The 16,294-nt window shown below is 68.8% G+C and carries 18 protein-coding genes, 1 tRNA gene and 1 pseudogene; 8 read left to right on the forward strand and 12 right to left on the reverse strand.

Going from position 1 to position 16,294, the window contains the following annotated elements; all coding sequences use genetic code 11:
* Nucleotides 1–3: 3 nt before the first annotated feature.
* The 4 genes from ACW14X_RS12675 to ACW14X_RS12690 form a co-directional block, all read right to left on the reverse strand.
* Nucleotides 4–798 (reverse strand): MBL fold metallo-hydrolase, encoded by a 795-nt coding sequence (locus tag ACW14X_RS12675; RefSeq protein WP_160025773.1) that lies wholly within the window; start codon nucleotides 796–798, stop codon nucleotides 4–6.
* Nucleotides 795–1,673 carry an NUDIX hydrolase gene (locus tag ACW14X_RS12680; RefSeq protein ID WP_457165814.1) on the reverse strand — a complete coding sequence of 293 codons (879 nt, stop codon included), beginning with the start codon at nucleotides 1,671–1,673 and terminating at the stop codon, nucleotides 795–797. Before ACW14X_RS12680 ends, ACW14X_RS12675 begins: the two co-directional genes overlap by 4 nt.
* A 73-nt stretch (nucleotides 1,674–1,746) precedes the next feature.
* Nucleotides 1,747–2,205, reverse strand: coding sequence for a RidA family protein (locus ACW14X_RS12685; RefSeq protein WP_457165815.1), 459 nt, complete (start codon nucleotides 2,203–2,205; stop codon nucleotides 1,747–1,749).
* Nucleotides 2,202–2,357 (reverse strand): DUF4177 domain-containing protein, encoded by a 156-nt coding sequence (locus ACW14X_RS12690; RefSeq protein WP_141791386.1) that lies wholly within the window; start codon nucleotides 2,355–2,357, stop codon nucleotides 2,202–2,204. The genes ACW14X_RS12685 and ACW14X_RS12690 overlap by 4 nt, the downstream gene beginning before the upstream one ends.
* Nucleotides 2,358–2,450: 93 nt before the next feature.
* Between ACW14X_RS12690 and ACW14X_RS12695 the strand changes: the two genes are divergently transcribed.
* The 3 genes from ACW14X_RS12695 to ACW14X_RS12705 all read left to right on the forward strand — a co-directional run bounded on the left by ACW14X_RS12695 (nucleotide 2,451) and on the right by ACW14X_RS12705 (nucleotide 5,588).
* The gene (locus tag ACW14X_RS12695; RefSeq protein ID WP_457165816.1) at nucleotides 2,451–3,266 is read left to right on the forward strand and encodes a maleylpyruvate isomerase family mycothiol-dependent enzyme; all 816 of its coding nucleotides are present in this window, start codon (nucleotides 2,451–2,453) and stop codon (nucleotides 3,264–3,266) included.
* Between the two features lie 26 nt (nucleotides 3,267–3,292).
* Nucleotides 3,293–4,309: an ArsA-related P-loop ATPase gene (locus tag ACW14X_RS12700; protein ID WP_457165817.1), complete on the forward strand. Its 1,017-nt coding sequence runs from the start codon at nucleotides 3,293–3,295 to the stop codon at nucleotides 4,307–4,309.
* Between the two features lie 112 nt (nucleotides 4,310–4,421).
* Nucleotides 4,422–5,588, forward strand: coding sequence for an ArsA family ATPase (locus ACW14X_RS12705; RefSeq protein ID WP_160025778.1), 1,167 nt, complete (start codon nucleotides 4,422–4,424; stop codon nucleotides 5,586–5,588).
* 98 nt (nucleotides 5,589–5,686) lie between these two features.
* On the opposite strand, the gene ACW14X_RS12710 is transcribed toward ACW14X_RS12705, so the two are convergent.
* Nucleotides 5,687–5,962: a WhiB family transcriptional regulator gene (locus tag ACW14X_RS12710; RefSeq protein ID WP_045548985.1), complete on the reverse strand. Its 276-nt coding sequence runs from the start codon at nucleotides 5,960–5,962 to the stop codon at nucleotides 5,687–5,689.
* 226 nt (nucleotides 5,963–6,188) lie between these two features.
* Between ACW14X_RS12710 and ACW14X_RS12715 the strand changes: the two genes are divergently transcribed.
* Entirely contained in the window at nucleotides 6,189–8,627 is a 2,439-nt protein-coding gene (locus tag ACW14X_RS12715) for a transglycosylase domain-containing protein (RefSeq protein ID WP_457165818.1), read from the forward strand.
* A gap of 68 nt (nucleotides 8,628–8,695) precedes the next feature.
* On the opposite strand, the gene ACW14X_RS12720 is transcribed toward ACW14X_RS12715, so the two are convergent.
* Nucleotides 8,696–9,154 (reverse strand): GatB/YqeY domain-containing protein, encoded by a 459-nt coding sequence (locus tag ACW14X_RS12720; protein ID WP_201451160.1) that lies wholly within the window; start codon nucleotides 9,152–9,154, stop codon nucleotides 8,696–8,698.
* Nucleotides 9,155–9,180: 26 nt separating this feature from the next.
* Here ACW14X_RS12720 and ACW14X_RS12725 point away from each other — a divergent pair, with 26 nt between their 5' ends.
* The 4 genes from ACW14X_RS12725 (at nucleotide 9,181) to ACW14X_RS12740 (ending at nucleotide 11,576) form a co-directional block, all read left to right on the forward strand.
* Nucleotides 9,181–10,113: a metallophosphoesterase gene (locus tag ACW14X_RS12725; protein WP_457165819.1), complete on the forward strand. Its 933-nt coding sequence runs from the start codon at nucleotides 9,181–9,183 to the stop codon at nucleotides 10,111–10,113.
* A gap of 73 nt (nucleotides 10,114–10,186) precedes the next feature.
* Nucleotides 10,187–10,260 (forward strand) — tRNA-Pro (locus ACW14X_RS12730).
* Between the two features lie 73 nt (nucleotides 10,261–10,333).
* Complete coding sequence (locus tag ACW14X_RS12735) at nucleotides 10,334–10,792, forward strand: nitroreductase family deazaflavin-dependent oxidoreductase (RefSeq protein ID WP_457165820.1); 459 nt, start codon at nucleotides 10,334–10,336, stop codon at nucleotides 10,790–10,792.
* 37 nt (nucleotides 10,793–10,829) lie between these two features.
* Nucleotides 10,830–11,576, forward strand: coding sequence for a hypothetical protein (locus ACW14X_RS12740; RefSeq protein ID WP_457165821.1), 747 nt, complete (start codon nucleotides 10,830–10,832; stop codon nucleotides 11,574–11,576).
* Nucleotides 11,577–11,682: 106 nt separating this feature from the next.
* On the opposite strand, the gene ACW14X_RS12745 is transcribed toward ACW14X_RS12740, so the two are convergent.
* The 6 genes and pseudogenes from ACW14X_RS12745 to ACW14X_RS12770 all read right to left on the reverse strand — a co-directional run bounded on the left by ACW14X_RS12745 (nucleotide 11,683) and on the right by ACW14X_RS12770 (nucleotide 16,284).
* A complete protein-coding gene (locus tag ACW14X_RS12745; protein ID WP_457165822.1) occupies nucleotides 11,683–12,729 on the reverse strand; it encodes an aspartate-semialdehyde dehydrogenase in 1,047 nt (348 codons plus the stop codon).
* Complete coding sequence (locus ACW14X_RS12750) at nucleotides 12,726–13,283, reverse strand: ACT domain-containing protein (protein ID WP_406029443.1); 558 nt, start codon at nucleotides 13,281–13,283, stop codon at nucleotides 12,726–12,728. Before ACW14X_RS12750 ends, ACW14X_RS12745 begins: the two co-directional genes overlap by 4 nt.
* A pseudogene (locus tag ACW14X_RS12755) lies at nucleotides 13,260–14,564 on the reverse strand (aspartate kinase); the annotation flags it as partial. The pseudogene ACW14X_RS12755 and the gene ACW14X_RS12750, both read right to left, overlap by 24 nt.
* A gap of 11 nt (nucleotides 14,565–14,575) precedes the next feature.
* On the reverse strand, nucleotides 14,576–15,163 hold the full coding sequence (locus tag ACW14X_RS12760) for a DUF5063 domain-containing protein (protein WP_160025786.1): 588 nt from the start codon (nucleotides 15,161–15,163) through the stop codon (nucleotides 14,576–14,578).
* 101 nt (nucleotides 15,164–15,264) lie between these two features.
* Nucleotides 15,265–15,861: a recombination mediator RecR gene (gene recR, locus ACW14X_RS12765; RefSeq protein WP_008356228.1), complete on the reverse strand. Its 597-nt coding sequence runs from the start codon at nucleotides 15,859–15,861 to the stop codon at nucleotides 15,265–15,267.
* Between the two features lie 33 nt (nucleotides 15,862–15,894).
* Nucleotides 15,895–16,284: a YbaB/EbfC family nucleoid-associated protein gene (locus ACW14X_RS12770; protein ID WP_160025787.1), complete on the reverse strand. Its 390-nt coding sequence runs from the start codon at nucleotides 16,282–16,284 to the stop codon at nucleotides 15,895–15,897.
* Between the last annotated feature and the right edge of the window lie 10 nt (nucleotides 16,285–16,294).

The raw sequence follows: 16,294 nt of genomic DNA on the forward strand, positions 1-16,294 counted from the left end.
GCGTCAGCGCTCGGCGAGGTAAGCCAATTGCGCTCGCACCGAGAGTTCGGCGGCACCCCAGAGGACCTGGTCGACGTCGGCGTACACGATCTCGACGATCGCCCGCGGATCCGCGTCGGCGGGGGTCGCGCCGAGCCCGGAGAGAGCTTCCTCGACCTGGCCGAGGCGTTCGCGGCGGTGGGCGATGTAGTAGTCGAGCGCGCCGAGGGCGTTGCCGATGACCGGGCCGTGGCCGGGCCAGACGCTGCCGACACCGTGCTCGGAGGCGAGGGCGTGCAGGCGGTCGAGCGAGTCGAGGTAGGCACCCAGCTCGCCGTCGGGATGAGCGACCACGGTCGTCCCACGCCCGAGGACGGTGTCGCCCGTCAGCACCGCGCCGTCGGCGGGCAGCCAGAAGGACAGCGAGTCCGAGGTGTGTCCGGGAGTCCCGACGACGCGGATCTCCAGGCCGTCGACCTCGATGACGTCACCGTCGCCGAGCCCCTCAGTCCCGAGCCGGTATTCAGGATCAAGAGCGCGTACGCCGGCCCCGACCCGCTCGGCGAAGGCCCGTGCCGCCTCGGAGTGGTCGTAGTGATGGTGGGTCAGCAGCACCGTCGCCACCTCGCCGGCGGCCTCCGCGACGGCGTCGAGATGCCCCTCGTCGAGAGGCCCCGGGTCGATCACGACGGACCGGCGCGCACCCGGCTCGCGCAGCACCCAGGTGTTGGTGCCGTCGAGCGACATGATCCCGGGGTTGGGCGCGAGGATGCACTGCCCGCGCTCGCCGAATGCCCCGCCCGACCAGGACTCGTTCATGAGTGCTTCCTTTCGGCGACGAGGGAGGCGTGCAGGGGCATCATCGACAGGGTGTGGCCGCCGTCGACCTCGGTCACGGCCGGTGTGAACATCGTCAGCACCCGCTCCGCGGCGTCAGCGAGGACCTCGTCCTCGGACCCGACCGCGGTGACCTCGAGACAGTTGAGATAGGTCGGCGGCATCATCGCCAGCTCGCCGGCCTCGACCTGGGCGACCGCCTCGGCGGTGCTCAGCCAGAGCACCGAGGACGACTCGCTGGACACGTCCCGTGTCACCTGGCCCTCGGGGAGGCGCGCGACGAAGAACCAGGTCGCGAAGCGCTTCGGCTCGAAGACGGGCGTCGTCCAGGCGGCCCACGGCCCGAGCAGGTCTGTACGCAGCACCAGCCCTCGCCGGGTCAACAGCTCGGTCAACGACAGCGAGCGTGATTCCAGGGCGGCCCGGTCGGCCTCCCAGTCGTCGCCTGAGACGTCGTCGACGACGGAGTCGCCCGAGGCTCCCGCGAGCAGCACCCCGCACTCCTCGAACGTCTCCCGCACCGCCGCGGCGACCAGCGCCCGCGCGCGGGACTCGTCGACCCCGAGCCGGTGCGCCCACTGGGCGGCGGACGGCCCGGCCCAGCAGGAGTCGGGCAGCTCGGCGTCGCGTACGTCCACGCCGCCGCCGGGAAAGACGGCCATCCCGGCGGCGAAACCCATCGTCAGCTGCCGGCGCAGCAGGTAGACCTCGGGGCCAGAGGATCCGGAGCCTGGCCGAAGCAGCAGCACCGTCGCCGCATCGCGCGGCTCGACCGGGGTGCGTACGCCCTGGGCGTACTCCCCGGCCAACGCCACGATGTCGTCACCAAGCCGGACTGGAGGGATCGGGATACGCACGTTCGTCACTGTAGCGACGCTCACACCGCCGCCCTACCCCCATCCGAGCCTCAGACCGAGACCCAGACCAGGCTCAGATCTCGACGATGATCTCCACCTCGACGGGCGCGTCGAGCGGCAGAACGGGCACGCCGACGGCGGACCGGGTGTGGCGCCCAGCGTCACCAAAGACCTTGCCGAGCAGCTCGGAGGCACCGTTGGCGATGCCCGGCTGGCCGGTGAAGTCAGGGGTGGAGGCGACGAAGCAGGTCACCTTGACGACCCGCTTGACCAGCGACAGATCGCCGATCTCGGCCTTCACCGCGGCGAGCGCGTTGAGCGCGCACTGCTGCGCAGCTGCCACGCCCTCCTCGGGCGAGACCTCGCCACCGAGCTTGCCGGTGGACAGCAGCGCGCCGTCCTTCATCGGCAGCTGCCCCGAGGTGAAGACGTAGTCGCCGGTGCGAAGCGCCGGGATGTAGGCCGCCACCGGCGGCACGACGTCCGGCACGCTCAGCCCCAGCTCGGCAAGGACCTCCTCGGGCCCGCTCACTCCGAGACCGCCCGCTTGAAGAAGCCGACGTAGTTGCCGGTGCCGTTGTCGAGGATGGAGACGAGCTCCCACCCGTCGGCACCGAAGTTGTTGAGGATCTGCGCCGCAGCGTGGTTGAGGATCGGCGCTACCTGGTACTCCCACTTGGTCATATCGGCACCCTACTTCGCGGACCCGTGGACCGGTCTCCCGGCGACATGGTTTGACCTTCCAACCGAGGTCCCCGGGCCACTATGGTCAGGTCCGTGACTTCCGCAGAGCAGCTGAAGACGTACGTCGACACCTGGTGGTCCTCCGTCCAGGACCTCCTCACCCTCCTGGAGGAGCTCTCCGAGACCGACTGGGACCAGCCGACCGACCTCCCCGGCTGGGACGTCCGCGCCGTCGCCTCCCATGTCGCTCACCTCGAGGGCCTCACCGCCGGCGCGCCCCGCGAGGACGCCGACGTACCCGAGTCGGCCCACATCAAGTCGCCGATGGGCCAGTTCACCGAGATCGGCGTGATCACCCGACGCGACGCCGAGCCGGCGAGCATCATCGACGAGATCCGCCGCTACACCGCCGTACGTCACGACGAGCTGCTCGCCTCTCCGCCCGAGGACCCCGCGGCGCCCGCCTCCGGCATCTTCGGTGCGCTCGGGTGGACGACCGGCAAGCTCCTCCGCAACCGGCCGCTCGACCTCTGGCTGCACGAGCAGGACATCCGCCGCGCCACCGGCCGCCCGGGCAACCTCGACAGCCCCGGCGCCCTCCACACCGCCGACTACCTCCTCGAGGGCGTCGGGTTCGTGCTCGCCAAGAAGGCCGCCTGCGCCCCTGGCACCTCCGTCGTCGTCGAGGTCGAGGGCCACGCGCCCTACGCGTTCACCGTCACCAAGGAGGGCAAGGGAGTCCCGGTGGCCGCCCCGGTCACCGCCCCCACCGTCACCCTCTCCACGGACCGGGAGACGTACGTCCTCCTCACCGGCGGCCGCGCCTCCGGCGACCCTGCCAAGGTCGAGATCACCGGCGACACCGCGATCGGCACCAAGATCGTCGAGAACCTCAACATCACCCCTTGATGGTGCGACCCCGTTAGAGTCCTTCCATGAGTTCTGACTGGCCCCATGTGCAGCTGCATGTGGTGACCGGCAAGGGCGGCACGGGCAAGTCGACGGTGGCTGCGGCCCTGGCGCTCGGGCTGGCCTCGCACGGAAAGAACGTCCTGCTGTGCGAGGTCGAGGGCCGCCAGGGGGTGGCCCGGATGTTCGACGTCGACCCGCTGCCCTACGCCGAAACCCGCATCGCAACCGGGCTTCGGCTGCGCGCGCGATCCGGTGCCGACGCCGAGCCGGGCAACGTCTACGCCCTGCACATCGCCCCGGAGGAAGCCCTCCTCGAATACCTCAAGATGTACTACAAGCTCGGCCCGGCCGGCCGCGCCCTCGACCGCTTCGGCGTGATCGAGTTCGCGACCACGATCGCGCCCGGGGTCCGGGACGTACTGCTCACCGGCAAGCTCTTCGAGGCCGTCCAGCGCAACAGCCGCAACAAGGGCGCCCGGACCTACGACGCCGTCGTGCTCGACGCTCCCCCGACCGGCCGGATCACGAGCTTCCTCAACGTGTCCGAGTCGGTCGCGGGTCTGGCCAAGGTCGGGCCGATCAAGCACCAGGCCGACACGATGATGACCCTGTTCCGCTCTCGGCGCACCGCGGTCCATCTGGTCACGCTGCTGGAGGAGATGCCGGTCCAGGAGACCGCCGACGGCATCAGCGAGCTGCGCGCCGCCGGGCTGCCGGTCGGCGGCGTCATCGTCAACCAGGTACGCCCCCGCGACCTCCCCGACGAGTCCCTCGCCCCCGCCCTCGCCGGCTCCCTCGACGGCGAGCTGATCGCCGAGGACCTCAAGCGCGCCGGCGTCGAACCCGACCCCGCCCTGATCTCCGCCCTCGCCGACGAGGCGAAGGAGTACGCCGAGCGCCGAGCCCTCGAGGACGCCCAGCGTGACCTCGTCGCCGGCCTCGGGGTCCCCACCTACGAGCTCAACCGGATCGCCGGCGGGATCGACATGGGTGGGCTCTACGAGCTCGCGGCCGAGCTCAAGGATCAGGGGCTCGCATGAGGTTGGAATCCCCGGTTAACCGGGTATCCCTGCACTTCTCGGGCATTGCAACACCTGAGAAGTGCAGGAACTGCCTGAGCGACGTGACGGAAGTGACGAGAGGGACAGCCCGATGAGCGCTCACCCACGCGTCGGCCCGCTGGCCGCCCACGCGAACGACACCCGACAGCTCGAGGTCGACCGGCTGCTCGACGACCGCGACACCCACATCATCGTCTGCTGCGGCAGTGGCGGCGTGGGCAAGACGACCACGTCGGCCGCGCTCGCGCTCAGAGCGGCCGAACGCGGACGCAAGGTGGTCGTGCTGACGATCGACCCGGCGCGACGCCTCGCCCAGTCGATGGGCATCGAGCGGCTCGACAACACGCCCCGCCCGGTTCCCGGCATCGGACCAGGCACCCTAGACGCGATGATGCTCGACATGAAGCGCACCTTCGACGAGGTGGTCGAGTCGCAGGCCAGCCCCGAGAAGGCGCAGCAGATCCTCAACAACCAGTTCTACATCGCCTTGAGCTCCAGCTTCGCGGGCACGCAGGAGTACATGGCGATGGAGAAGCTCGGCCAGCTCTACCGCGACGCCTTCGCCCACAACGGCGGCAACGGCGACTACGACCTGATCGTCGTCGACACGCCCCCGAGCCGCAGCGCACTCGACTTCCTCGACGCACCTGAGCGCCTCTCCAGCTTCCTCGACGGCCGCTTCATCCGGCTCATGCTGGCCCCGGCCAAGGGACCGGTCCGGCTGATGTCGGCCGGGATCAACATCGTCACCAACGCGCTCAAGAAGGTCCTCGGCGGGCAGATGCTCACCGACCTGCAGACCTTCGTCACCGCGCTCGACACCGTCTTCGGCGGGTTCCGGCAACGGGCCCAGGAGACGTACGCACTGCTTCAGGCCGACGAGACCGCCTTCCTCGTCATCGCCGCCCCTGAGCCCGACGCGCTCCGCGAGGCCGCCTACTTCGTCGAGCGGCTCTCCGGAGACCGGATGCCGCTCCAGGGCCTGGTCGTCAACCGGGCCACGCTGCCCGACGACGCCTCGCTCACCGCGGCTGCGGCCGGCGCCGCCTCGGAGCGCCTCCCCGACGCGCCGCTCACCGCCGGGCTGCTGCGGCTCCATGCCGACCGCGCGCTCCTGGTCGAGCGCCAGAACCAGCTGCGCGAGCGTTTCGCGGTCGCCCACCCTCAGGTGCCGACCGCCGTCGTGCCGGCGCTGCCCGGTGACGTACACGATCTCGACGGGCTCCGCGAGATCGGCCGGCTCCTGGCCCAGGGCTGAGCACCTGAAAACGGGGTCGAGCCAGGACGTACGCGATGTACGTCCTGGCTCAGACCAAGATCTTCAGCGACTCACTCGAGTAGGGGAGGGACGAGAGGTCACTCCACGGAGGCACGGGTGCGCGCGGCCTCGAGCACGGCGCGCCAGGAGGCGTTCGGGCTGCGGCGGAGCAGCGCACGACGCTCGCGCTCGGTCATGCCGCCCCAGACACCCCACTCGATCTGGTTGTCGAGCGCCTCGGCGAGGCACTCGGTGCGGACGACGCAGCCTGAGCAGACCATCTTGGCCTTGTTCTGCTCGGCTCCACGTACGAAGAGCTCGTCGGGCTCGTTCTCACGACAGGCGGCCTGTAGCGACCATTCATCTACCCACATGGTGTGCCATCCCTTCATCGGAGCGCTTCGCCCTCCCCATATTGATGACGTGGCGCCCGTGCGGACTAAAGGTTAAGGACTCGACCCGGTCGAGTGACACACCCTTCTGGCCCAAAGTACGTAGTCCGAAATGACTAGGAGGGGTCCTGGGACCCTCTTTTGCCTCCCTGTCCGGCGCCGATTGCGAATCATGTGCTATTAGCCGCGATCACCTACGATGACCAGCATGTCTTCGCCGTCGCTGCGCCCGCAGACCGTGCTCAAGCATCTCGCCGTCATGTGCGGGGTCGCAGCCGTCCTCGGCGTCGTCGCCGCGGGTCTCGCCATCCCCTTCGCAGGTGTGGCCGGGATCGCGGCCAAGGAGACGGCCGAGAAGATGGACTCGCTGCCGCAGGCCTTCGAGGTCGACGACATGTCCCAGACGACCAAGATCGTCGACCGCAAGGGCAACCTGATCACGACGCTCTACGACCAGAACCGCGTCTACCGTCCGCTCGACCAGATCTCGTCCAACATGACGAAGGCGCTCCTGGCGATCGAGGACTACCGCTTCTACCAGCACGGCGCGATGGACCTCAAGGGCACGCTGCGCGCGCTGATCACCAACCAGGCCAGCGACTCGGTGCAGGGTGGTTCCTCGATCACCCAGCAGCTGGTGAAGACCACGCTGGTCTACTCCGCGAAGACCGAGGCCGAGCGCAAGGCGGCCATCGAGAAGTCGACCGCCCGCAAGATCCGCGAGCTGCGCTACGCGATCGCGCTGGAGGAGAAGCACTCCAAGGACTGGATCCTCGAGCGCTACCTCAACGCTGCCTACTTCGGCGACGGCGCCTACGGCGTCCAGGCCGCCGCCAAGCACTACTTCAACGTCAACGCCTCCGAGCTCAACTGGCAGCAGTCGGCGATGCTGGCCGGGATGGTGAAGAACCCCACCGGCTACGACCCGACCAACTACCCCGACGCCACCATCGCCCGCCGCAACGTCGTCGTCGACCGGATGGCCGCGCTCAAGGTCGTCTCCCGTCCCGAGGCGGAGAAGCTGAAGGACGCCAGCCTCGGCCTGAACGTCCAGAAGCAGCGCAACGGCTGCCTCGGCTCGTCCGCGGAGTTCTTCTGCGACTACGTGATCAAGTGGCTGCTCAAGGACCCGGCCTTCGGTGAGACGGAGACCGACCGGCTCGCGCTGATCAAGTCCGGCGGTCTGACCATCAAGACCACGCTCGACCAGCGCTTCCAGGACGCCGCTCAGGAGTCGGTCGAGGATCACGTGTACGCCACCGACCAGGCCATCGGCGCCCTGGCCATGGTCGAGCCCGGCACCGGTCGGGTGCGGGCGCTCGCCCAGTCCCGTCCGATGGGTGACAACAAGAAGAAGGGCCAGTCCTACCTCAACTACCTGGTCCCGAAGGAGAAGTCGGGCGACTCCAACGGCTTCCAGGCCGGGTCGACCTTCAAGGCGTTCACCCTGGCCGCTGCCATCGAGCAGGGCTTCCCGCTCAAGCAGAAGATCAACTCGCCCGAGGAGCTGACCCTCAACGAGTCGACCTTCGCCGGTTGCCCCGGCGACGGCAACCGCGTCGGTTCCCACACCTTCCACAACTCCACCACCTCGGGCAGCAAGGACGCCTACACCGGCACCCGGGAGTCCGTGAACACTTTCTACGCCCAGCTGTTCCAGCTCACCGGGATGTGCACGCCCTACAAGATGGCGCAGAAGATGGGCGTGAAGCTCACCGCCCCGTTCGGGGTCAGCTTCGACGACGGTCACGTCTGCAAGCCGAGCGAGACCCGCTGCGGCGGCGCGGAGCGCGTACCGACCTTCACCCTCGGCGTCGTCGACGTCAGCCCGCTCGAGATGGCCGAGGCGTACGCGACGTTCGGCGCCCGCGGGAAGCACTGCGACTCGGTGCCGGTCAACGAGATCCTCGACGCCAACGACAAGGTGATCAAGAGGTACGAGCCGACCTGCGAGCAGGCGATGGCCAAGGGCACCGCCGACGCGGTCAACGACATCCTCCGCGGCGTGATGGAGCCCGGCGGCTTCGGCCAGAACCTGGCCCTGTCGGTGCCGAGCGCCGGCAAGACCGGCACCACGCAGGACAACAAGGCGGTGTGGCTGATGGGCTACACGCCGCGGCTCGCCACCGCTTCGATGATCGCCGGTGCCAACTCGGCGGGCACGCCGCTCAGCCTCAACGGCCAGGTCGTGGGCGGCAACTACGTCTACGAGGCGGCGGGCTCGACGACTGCCGGTCCGATGTGGGGCGGCGCGATGCAGGTGATCGACAAGTACCTCAAGTGGGTGGACTTCGAGGAGCCCGACCCGAACGTGATCGCAGGAAACACGGTCGACGTCCCCTGGGTCGGCGGCATGACCGTCGAGAAGGCCACGAAGGTGCTGCGGAGCGCCGGCTTCCAGGTCCAGCTCGGCCCGGAGGCGTACTCCGAGTACGACAAGGGCTTGGTCGCCTTCACCACCCCCTCCGGCGACGCCGCCGAGGGTTCGCCGATCACGATCTACACCTCGCTGGGCCCGGAGCCGAAGCCCGACCCCAAGCCCGACAAGAAGAAGCAGCCCGAGCGGAAGCCCGGCCGCGGCGATGAGGAGAGACCGGCCACGGTCGAGGAAGAGCCCGACTTCGGCTGGGAGTGGCCGACCGGCTGACGCCCAGCGCAGAAGACGACGCGTGGCCCCACCGATCCGGTGGGGCCACAGTCGTTCTCGGGCTGCCGTCAGGCGAGCTGCTTGCGTACCTCCGCGGCCACGGCGCCACCGTCGGCCTTGCCCTTGGTCTGCGGGGTCAGGATGCCCATGACCTTGCCCATGGCGCGCATCCCCTCGTCGGCGGCACCGGTCTGGGCGATGGCCTTGCTGACCAGGTCGGAGATCTCCTCGGCGCTCAGCTGAGCGGGCAGGTACTCGGTGATCACCGCGGCCTCCGCGGTCTCCTTCTCGGCCTGCTCGGCTCGACCGCCGTCGGCGAAGGCGGTGGCCGCCTCGCGGCGCTTCTTGGCCTCGCGGGTGAGGATCGTGATGATCTCGTCGTCGGTGAGCTCCTTGGCCTCCTTGCCGGCGACCTCGGCCTCGGTGATCGAGGCCATGACCATGCGCAGCGTGCCGGCGCGCTCCTTGTCACGGGCCTTCATCGCGGAGGTCAGGTCGGTCCTCAGTTGGTCCTTCAGAGTGCTCATGGAACCCATTGTGGCAGGGTTGAGCCATGCGGCTCGCCTCAGTAATCGGCCCAGTAGTCGGCACAGCACTTGGCACCGGGCTCGCCACCGGCGCGGCCATGACGGCGTACGCCTTGTGGGAGGCCCGTCAATACACGCTGCGCCATGTCGGAATACCGGTGCTCCCCGAGGGCGCGGACCCGCTGCGGGTGCTGCATCTCTCCGACATGCACGTGGTCCCGTCGCAGCACAAGAAGCTCGACTGGATCGCATCGCTGGCTTCCCTGAAGCCCGACCTGGTCGTCGACACCGGTGACAACCTGGCCCACCAGCGGGCGGTGCCGTCGATCGTCAACGCTCTCGGCACGCTGCTCGACGTACCGGGCGTCTTCGTGCACGGCTCCAACGACTACTACGAGCCACGGCTGCGCAACCCGATCGGCTACCTGCTGCCCGACAACGGCAAGCGGCAGACGAACGTACCCGAGCTCCCCTGGCGCGACCTGTCCGCGTCCTTCACCAAGGCCGGCTGGCTGGACCTCACCAACACGCGTACGTCGCTGACCGTCAAGGGCATCGAGTTCGCCTTCGCGGGCGTCGACGACCCCCACCTCCGCCTCGACGACCTGTCCGCGGTCGCCGGCCCCGCGGACCCGTCCGCGGACGTACGCCTCGGGGTCGCGCACGCTCCCTATCTGCGGGTCCTGGACCAGTTCACCGCCGACGGCTACGACGCGATCCTGGCCGGCCACACCCACGGCGGGCAGATCTGCCTGCCGGGCGGGCGAGCGCTGGCCACCAACTGCGATCTCGACCCCGCCCGCGTACGCGGCCTGCACACTCACACCCACGGCGGACGGCAGGCGTGGCTGCACGTCTCGGCCGGCCTCGGCACCTCGCCCTACACCCGGATCCGCATCGCTTGCCGCCCCGAGGCGACGCTCCTGACGCTCACGCCGCGCGGGGCGTCTCGTCGGTAGGGGCCGATTACGGATCGAGGGAGTCTCTGGGCTATGCTCATTCCTCGTTGGACCGTTTGTTCGGTGCAGCATTCGGGTTGTAGCGCAGCTTGGTAGCGCACCTCGTTCGGGACGAGGGGGCCGCAGGTTCAAATCCTGTCAACCCGACATCGAGCTCAGGCTCGGAGATCGCAAGATCTCCGAGCCTGATCCCGTTTTCCGGCGCAGTAGAGTCGACGCCATGAGCTTCGACACGCGCAACGGCACCCGTGGCGCCAAGCAGCCCTCGGCCAACCTCCTTCTGAAGCTGGGCAACAAGCTGATGATGAGGCGAGCCCGCAAGAGCAGCGGCACCACGGCCGGGATGCGTCTGCTCGTGCTCACCACGATCGGCAAGAAGAGCGGCGAGCCCCGTTCGACGCCGCTCGCGTGGTTCCCGAGCGACGACGGCACCTGGCTGATCGCCGCCTCGGCAGCCGGCGGACCGAAGAACCCGGCGTGGTACTACAACCTCGCCGCCAACCCGGACCGGGTCACCATCGAGCTCGGCGGCGAGACCATCCCGGTGGTCGCCGAGCAGCTGCACGGCGAGGAGCGCGCCCGTGCGTGGGCTGCGATCGTCGAGTCGGCAGCCAACTTCGGGAGCTACGAGGAGAAGACCGACCGCGAGATCCCGGTCATCCGTCTCACCCGCGCCTGAGTTCAAATGTGACGCGCGGCATGCGAAACTGCCCCTCATGAGCAACGACCCCGCCGACAAGCTCGCCGCGCCGTCGTTCGGTTTCAAGAAGAAGCGTGGGGGCACGAAGCCGGCGAACGCCAAGCCTGAGAGGACCCAGCCCGCGAAGACTCAGCCCCAGAAGACCCAGGCCCCGAAGACCCAGGCCCCGAAGGCTCGGGTCGAGAAGGCACCGGTCGAGACCGCTGCGGTCGAAACGGCCTCCGCGGAGAAGACCCAGGTGCTGGAGAAGACGGCACCACCCGTCGTAGCGCCCGAGCCGCCAGCGAAGAAGTCCCCGGAGAAGCAGAAGGCGCAGAAGCCGCCCAAGCCCGCGAAGGAACCGAGGGCACCCAAGCAGCCCAAGGACCCGAGCCAGCGACGGATCAACCTCGGCACCCCGTCGGGCCTCTCCGCAGCCGTCATGATCGGCGCCATCGTCGGCGCGTTCATGGCCCTGGCGGTCTGGTTCAGCGGCACCGTGAGTCAGTGGACCCGAGGCACCTCGTCGCTCGGCGACAAGGGAGCGATCATCCTGATCGCCGTCTTCGCCCTCGCGATCATCGTCGGCGGCTACCTCCTCCGCCTCGCCGGCGCCCGCTCCCCCTTCACGATCAGCTTCCTCGGATCAGCGCTCGTCGCCGTACTCTCGATGCTCTTCCTCACCGACCTCTTCGTCCACGCCTGGGGAGTGATCATCGTGGTGATCCTCGCCGCCGCCGCGTACGCCCTCGCCTACTGGGTCACCACCAACTACATCGACTGACAAGCGCAGCCGAAGCGTCGCCCCCGTCGGTCGACACGTCACGTACGTCGGCCGAGGTGGCACCTGAGTGCCACCTCGCCCGACCGGACTAACGTCTCGGGTTGGGTCAGAGGGCGGCGGCGACCAGCTCGGCGAGCTGGACGGTGTTGAGCGCGGCACCCTTGCGGAGGTTGTCGTTGGAGATGAACAGGGCGAGACCGCGGTTGTCGGGAACACCCTCGTCCTGACGGACGCGGCCGACGTAGGAGGGGTCCTTGCCGGCGGCGTACAGAGGCGTGGGTACGTCGCGGAGCTCGACGCCCGGGGCGTTCGAGAGGATCGCGATCGCGCGCTCGGGGGTCAGTGGCGAGGAGAACTCGGCGTTGACCGCGAGGGAGTGCCCGGTGACGACCGGGACGCGGACGCAGATGCCGGAGACTCGCAGGTCGGGCAGCGAGAGGATCTTGCGGGACTCGTTGCGGAGCTTCTGCTCCTCGTCGGTCTCGTTGAGGCCGTCGTCGACCAGCGAACCGGCGTAGGGAAGGACGTTGTAGGCGATCGTCTCGACGTACTTCTCCGGCTCGGGGAACGTGATCGCGGACCCGTCGTAGGCGAGCTCGCGGGCCTTGTCGCCTGCCGCCGCGATCTCGCCGACCAGCTCCTCGACGCCGGCGACGCCGGAGCCCGAGACCGCCTGGTAGGTCGATACGACGAGCCGCTCGAGACCGGCTTCGTCGTGGAGCGCCTTGAGGGCCGGCATCGCGGCCATGGTGGTGCAGTTGGGGTTGGCGATGATGCCCTGGCGGGCCGCGATGACGCCGTCCATCGCCGAGGGGTTGACCTCGGAGACGACCAGCGGGATCGACGGGTCCTTGCGCCAGGCCGAGGAGTTGTCGATGACGATCACACCGGCGTCGGCGAACTTCGGCGCCAGCGCCTTCGAGGTGGCGCCACCGGCGGAGAAGATCGCGATGTCGAGGCCCGAGGGGTCAGCGGTGGCGGCGTCCTCGACGACGACCGAGCGGTCACCGAACTCGATGGTCTTGCCCGCCGATCGCGCCGAGGCGAAGAAACGGACCTCGCCGAGCGGGAAGCCGCGCTCGAGCAGGATCTGGCGTACGGCGACGCCCACCTGTCCGGTCGCTCCCACGATTCCCAGGTTGATGATGCTCATCGGCCGGTCCCTCCATAGACGATGGCCTCTACGTCGCTGTCGAGGCCGAATGCTTTGTGTGTCGCGCGCACAGCGCGGTCGAGGTCGTCGGCGCTGACGAGCACCGAGACGCGGATCTCCGAGGTCGACACCATCCTGATCAGGACTCCCTCGGCGGCGAGCGCGGCGAAGAACTTCGCCGTGATCCCCGGATGCGTACGCATCCCGGCACCGACGATCGAGAGCTTGCCGATCTGCTCGTCGGCGACCGGGTCGGCGAACCCGACCTCACCCTGGATGTCGCCGAGCGCCGCGCGGGCCCTCTTGACGTCGGTACGCGGCAGCGTGAACGAGATGTCCGTGCGCCGGGTCTTCTCCGCCGACACGTTCTGGACGATCATGTCGATGTTGATGCCGTTGTCGGCGAGAGTGTCGAAGATGCGGGCAGCCTCACCGGGCTCGTCGGTGACGCCGGCAACGGTGATCTTGGCTTCGCCGCGGTCGTGGGCCACGCCGACGATCTCCGGGGTGTCGCCATCGGCGTCGGCGCCGTAGGAGACCTTCTCGACCTCCACGTCACTGAACCTCTCGGCGGCGGCCTGAACGGCGCGGTCGACCTCGTCGTCGCCGACGACGACCGAGACCCGGACCTCCGAGGTGGAGATCATCTGGATGTTGACGCCGGCCTGCGCGATCGCGGAGAAGAAGTCGGCGATCTTCTTCGGCTGGGTGCGCAGCCCGGCGCCGATCAGAGAGACCTTGCCCATCCGGGGCTCGGTGTTCACCCGCTCGAAGCCGAGCTCACCGCGCGCCTGCTCCAGCACCTTCCCGGCCCGCTCGGCGTCGTCGCGGGGCAGCGTGAAGGTGATGTCGGTGCGGTCGGTGCCGGCCGCCGAGGAGTCCTGGACGACCATGTCGACGTTGATGCCCACCCCGGCGATGATCTCGAAGACCTTCGCCGCGGCGCCCACCTCGTCGGGTGCGTTGACGACCGTGATCTTGGCCTGGCTGCGGTCGTGGGCGATGGCGGCGACGATCGGCGCCTCCATCCCGGCGTCGCCGCTGCGCTGGTGGTCGGCGTGCGGCGAGACCGCGTCGATGCTGCCCTTGACCACGGTGCCGTTGAGGGTGGAGAAGGAGGAGCGTACGTGGATCGGGAGACTGTGACGCCTGGCGAACTCCACCGAGCGCAGGTGGAGCACCTTCGCCCCGGAGGCCGCCAGCTCGAGCATCTCCTCGAAGGCGACCGAGCTCAGCTTGCGGGCGGTCGGGACGATCCGCGGGTCGGCGGTGAAGACGCCGTCGACGTCGGTGTAGATCTCACAGACGTCGGCGTCCAGCGCCACCGCCAGCGCAACCGCGGTGGTGTCGGTGCCGCCACGGCCCAGCGTGGTGATGTCCTTGGTGTCCTTGGAGACACCCTGGAAGCCGGCAACGATCGCGATCGCACCGTCGGCGAGCGCTGCCTGGATCCGCTCCGGGGTGATGCTGAGGATCTTGGCGCGCCCGTGCTGCGCGTCGGTGATCAGCCCGGCCTGCGACCCGGTGAAGGACCGAGCCTCGTACGCCAGCCCGCGCTCGTTCGCGACGTCGTTGATCGCCATCGCCAGCAGCGCCATCGACTGCCGCTCGCCGGAGGTGAGCAGCATGTCGAACTCACGCGCGTGCGCGGTCGCGTCGGGCGAGACCTTGTTGGCCAGGTCGATCAGCTCGTCGGTGGTGTCGCCCATGGCAGAAACGGCCACGACCACGTCGTGGCCCTGCTCTTTGGTCGCGACCACTCGCTGAGCAACGCGCTTGATGCCTGCAGCGTCTGCGACCGAGCTGCCACCGTACTTCTGAACGACGATTCCCACGGCGGGAAAGTCTACGTTGCCGATGCGGCCGTCTTCTCCAGCATCTCATCAGCGGCAGCCAGGTCCTCGTCCTCACCGGTGAACGGCTCGGAGTCGAGGCGGTCGTGAGCGACCACGGTGAGCAGTGCGTTGAGCACGGCACCGGCCAGGTTGCCCCAGTTGTTGACGTAGCTGAACTGCCACCACCACAGCGCCTCGTCGACGTCGCCGAGACGGTAGTGACGCAGGCCGTACTCCAGGTCGGTCACCAGACTGGCGACGTCGTCGGAGATCTGGCTGTCGACCACGTCCGGGCTGTACGGATCGAAGACGAAGCTGTAGGTGTCGATGTCCCCGAACATCTCGGCAAGCCCCATCCGGAGCTCGTCGACGTCGGCTTCCATGCCCACGTCGGGCTGGAACTCCTCGCGAGGCTCGAAGTCCTGCTGGGCGCCCAGTCGCGCGCCCGCCAGCAGGATCTGGCTCACTTCCAGCAGCAGCATCGGGACGGCGCTGCCACCATCGCCGTCCGCAGCGATCGCGCGCACCGAGAGCAGAAAGCTCTCCACCGAGTCGGCGATGCTGGTGGCGAAGTCCTTGCCGGTCAAGTCGTTCGTCATGACGGCCCCCTTCCCGAGGTCCCTTGAATCGTCAGGCTACCGCCGAAGTCGCGGCCTGACGAGGGTAAAGAGTCGGCTCTTAGGGATCGCACAGGTAACGGCTACTCAGCCGCGCGGCGTCCGGCGAAGGCGCGGCCGAGGGTGACCTCGTCGGCGTACTCCAGATCTCCACCGACCGGGAGACCGCTGGCCAGACGGGTGACCTTCAGTCCGAGCGGGCTCAGCTGACGGGTCAGGTAGGTCGCCGTCGCCTCGCCCTCGAGGTTGGGGTCCGTGGCGAGGATCACCTCGGTGATCCCGGGGTCGTTGAGCCGCTGGACGAGCTCACGGATGCGCAGCTGGTCGGGACCGATCCCGTCGATCGGGCTGATTGCACCGCCGAGCACGTGATAGCGCCCTCGGAACTCGCGGGTGCGCTCGATCGCGACGACGTCCTTGTACTCCTCGACCACGCACAGCACCGACTGCTCGCGACGGGGGTCGCGACAGATCCGGCAGGTCTCCTCCTCGGAGACGTTGAAGCAGACCGAGCAGAACTTCACCTTCGCCTTGACCTCGTTGAGGATCGAGGCCAGCCGATGTACGTCGGCGGGGTCAGCCTGGAGCAGATGGAACGCGATCCGCTGGGCACTCTTCGGGCCTACGCCCGGCAGCCGTCCCAGCTCGTCGATGAGGTCTTGGACCACACCCTCGTACAACTTGGTTATCGCCTGTCTCTAGCTGTGCGTATCTCAGAACCCGAGCTTGAACGGCGGCTCGCCGCCGCCGGGGGCGCCCGGGCCGCCGAGACCGCCCGCGAGCGGGCCCATCGCCTCGCCAGCGAGCTCGTCGGCCTTGCCCTTGGCCTCGCGGTAGGCAGCGACGATCACGGCGCCGAGGTCCTCGAGGTCGTCGGGGTTGCTGCCGTCGAACTCGCCCTGCTTGATCTCCACGCCGACCAGCTCGCCGGTGCCGGTGAGCTTGACGGTCACGGCACCGCCGGCGACGGTGCCGTCGACGATCGTCTCGGCGAGCTTCTCCTGGGCGTCTACGATCTGGCTCTGCAGCGCCTGCGCCTGCTGCATGATCGCGTTGAGGTCGAAGCCGCCCTCGCCGCCGAGGCCTTCGAGTGGGTTCGTCATCTGTGCCGTC

Source organism: Nocardioides sp. YJ-D4 (genome assembly GCF_054031495.1).

Coding starts and splice junctions, on each gene's coding strand:
- ACW14X_RS12675 (WP_160025773.1), bottom strand. CDS start 798: ATGAACGAGTCCTGGTCGGGCGGGGCATTCGGCGAGCGCGGGCAGTGC.
- ACW14X_RS12690 (WP_141791386.1), bottom strand. CDS start 2,357: ATGACCAAGTGGGAGTACCAGGTAGCGCCGATCCTCAACCACGCTGCG.
- ACW14X_RS12700 (WP_457165817.1), top strand. CDS start 3,293: ATGAGTTCTGACTGGCCCCATGTGCAGCTGCATGTGGTGACCGGCAAG.
- ACW14X_RS12705 (WP_160025778.1), top strand. CDS start 4,422: ATGAGCGCTCACCCACGCGTCGGCCCGCTGGCCGCCCACGCGAACGAC.
- ACW14X_RS12710 (WP_045548985.1), bottom strand. CDS start 5,962: ATGTGGGTAGATGAATGGTCGCTACAGGCCGCCTGTCGTGAGAACGAG.
- ACW14X_RS12715 (WP_457165818.1), top strand. CDS start 6,189: ATGTCTTCGCCGTCGCTGCGCCCGCAGACCGTGCTCAAGCATCTCGCC.
- ACW14X_RS12720 (WP_201451160.1), bottom strand. CDS start 9,154: ATGAGCACTCTGAAGGACCAACTGAGGACCGACCTGACCTCCGCGATG.
- ACW14X_RS12725 (WP_457165819.1), top strand. CDS start 9,181: ATGCGGCTCGCCTCAGTAATCGGCCCAGTAGTCGGCACAGCACTTGGC.
- ACW14X_RS12735 (WP_457165820.1), top strand. CDS start 10,334: ATGAGCTTCGACACGCGCAACGGCACCCGTGGCGCCAAGCAGCCCTCG.
- ACW14X_RS12740 (WP_457165821.1), top strand. CDS start 10,830: ATGAGCAACGACCCCGCCGACAAGCTCGCCGCGCCGTCGTTCGGTTTC.
- ACW14X_RS12745 (WP_457165822.1), bottom strand. CDS start 12,729: ATGAGCATCATCAACCTGGGAATCGTGGGAGCGACCGGACAGGTGGGC.
- ACW14X_RS12760 (WP_160025786.1), bottom strand. CDS start 15,163: ATGACGAACGACTTGACCGGCAAGGACTTCGCCACCAGCATCGCCGAC.
- ACW14X_RS12770 (WP_160025787.1), bottom strand. CDS start 16,284: ATGACGAACCCACTCGAAGGCCTCGGCGGCGAGGGCGGCTTCGACCTC.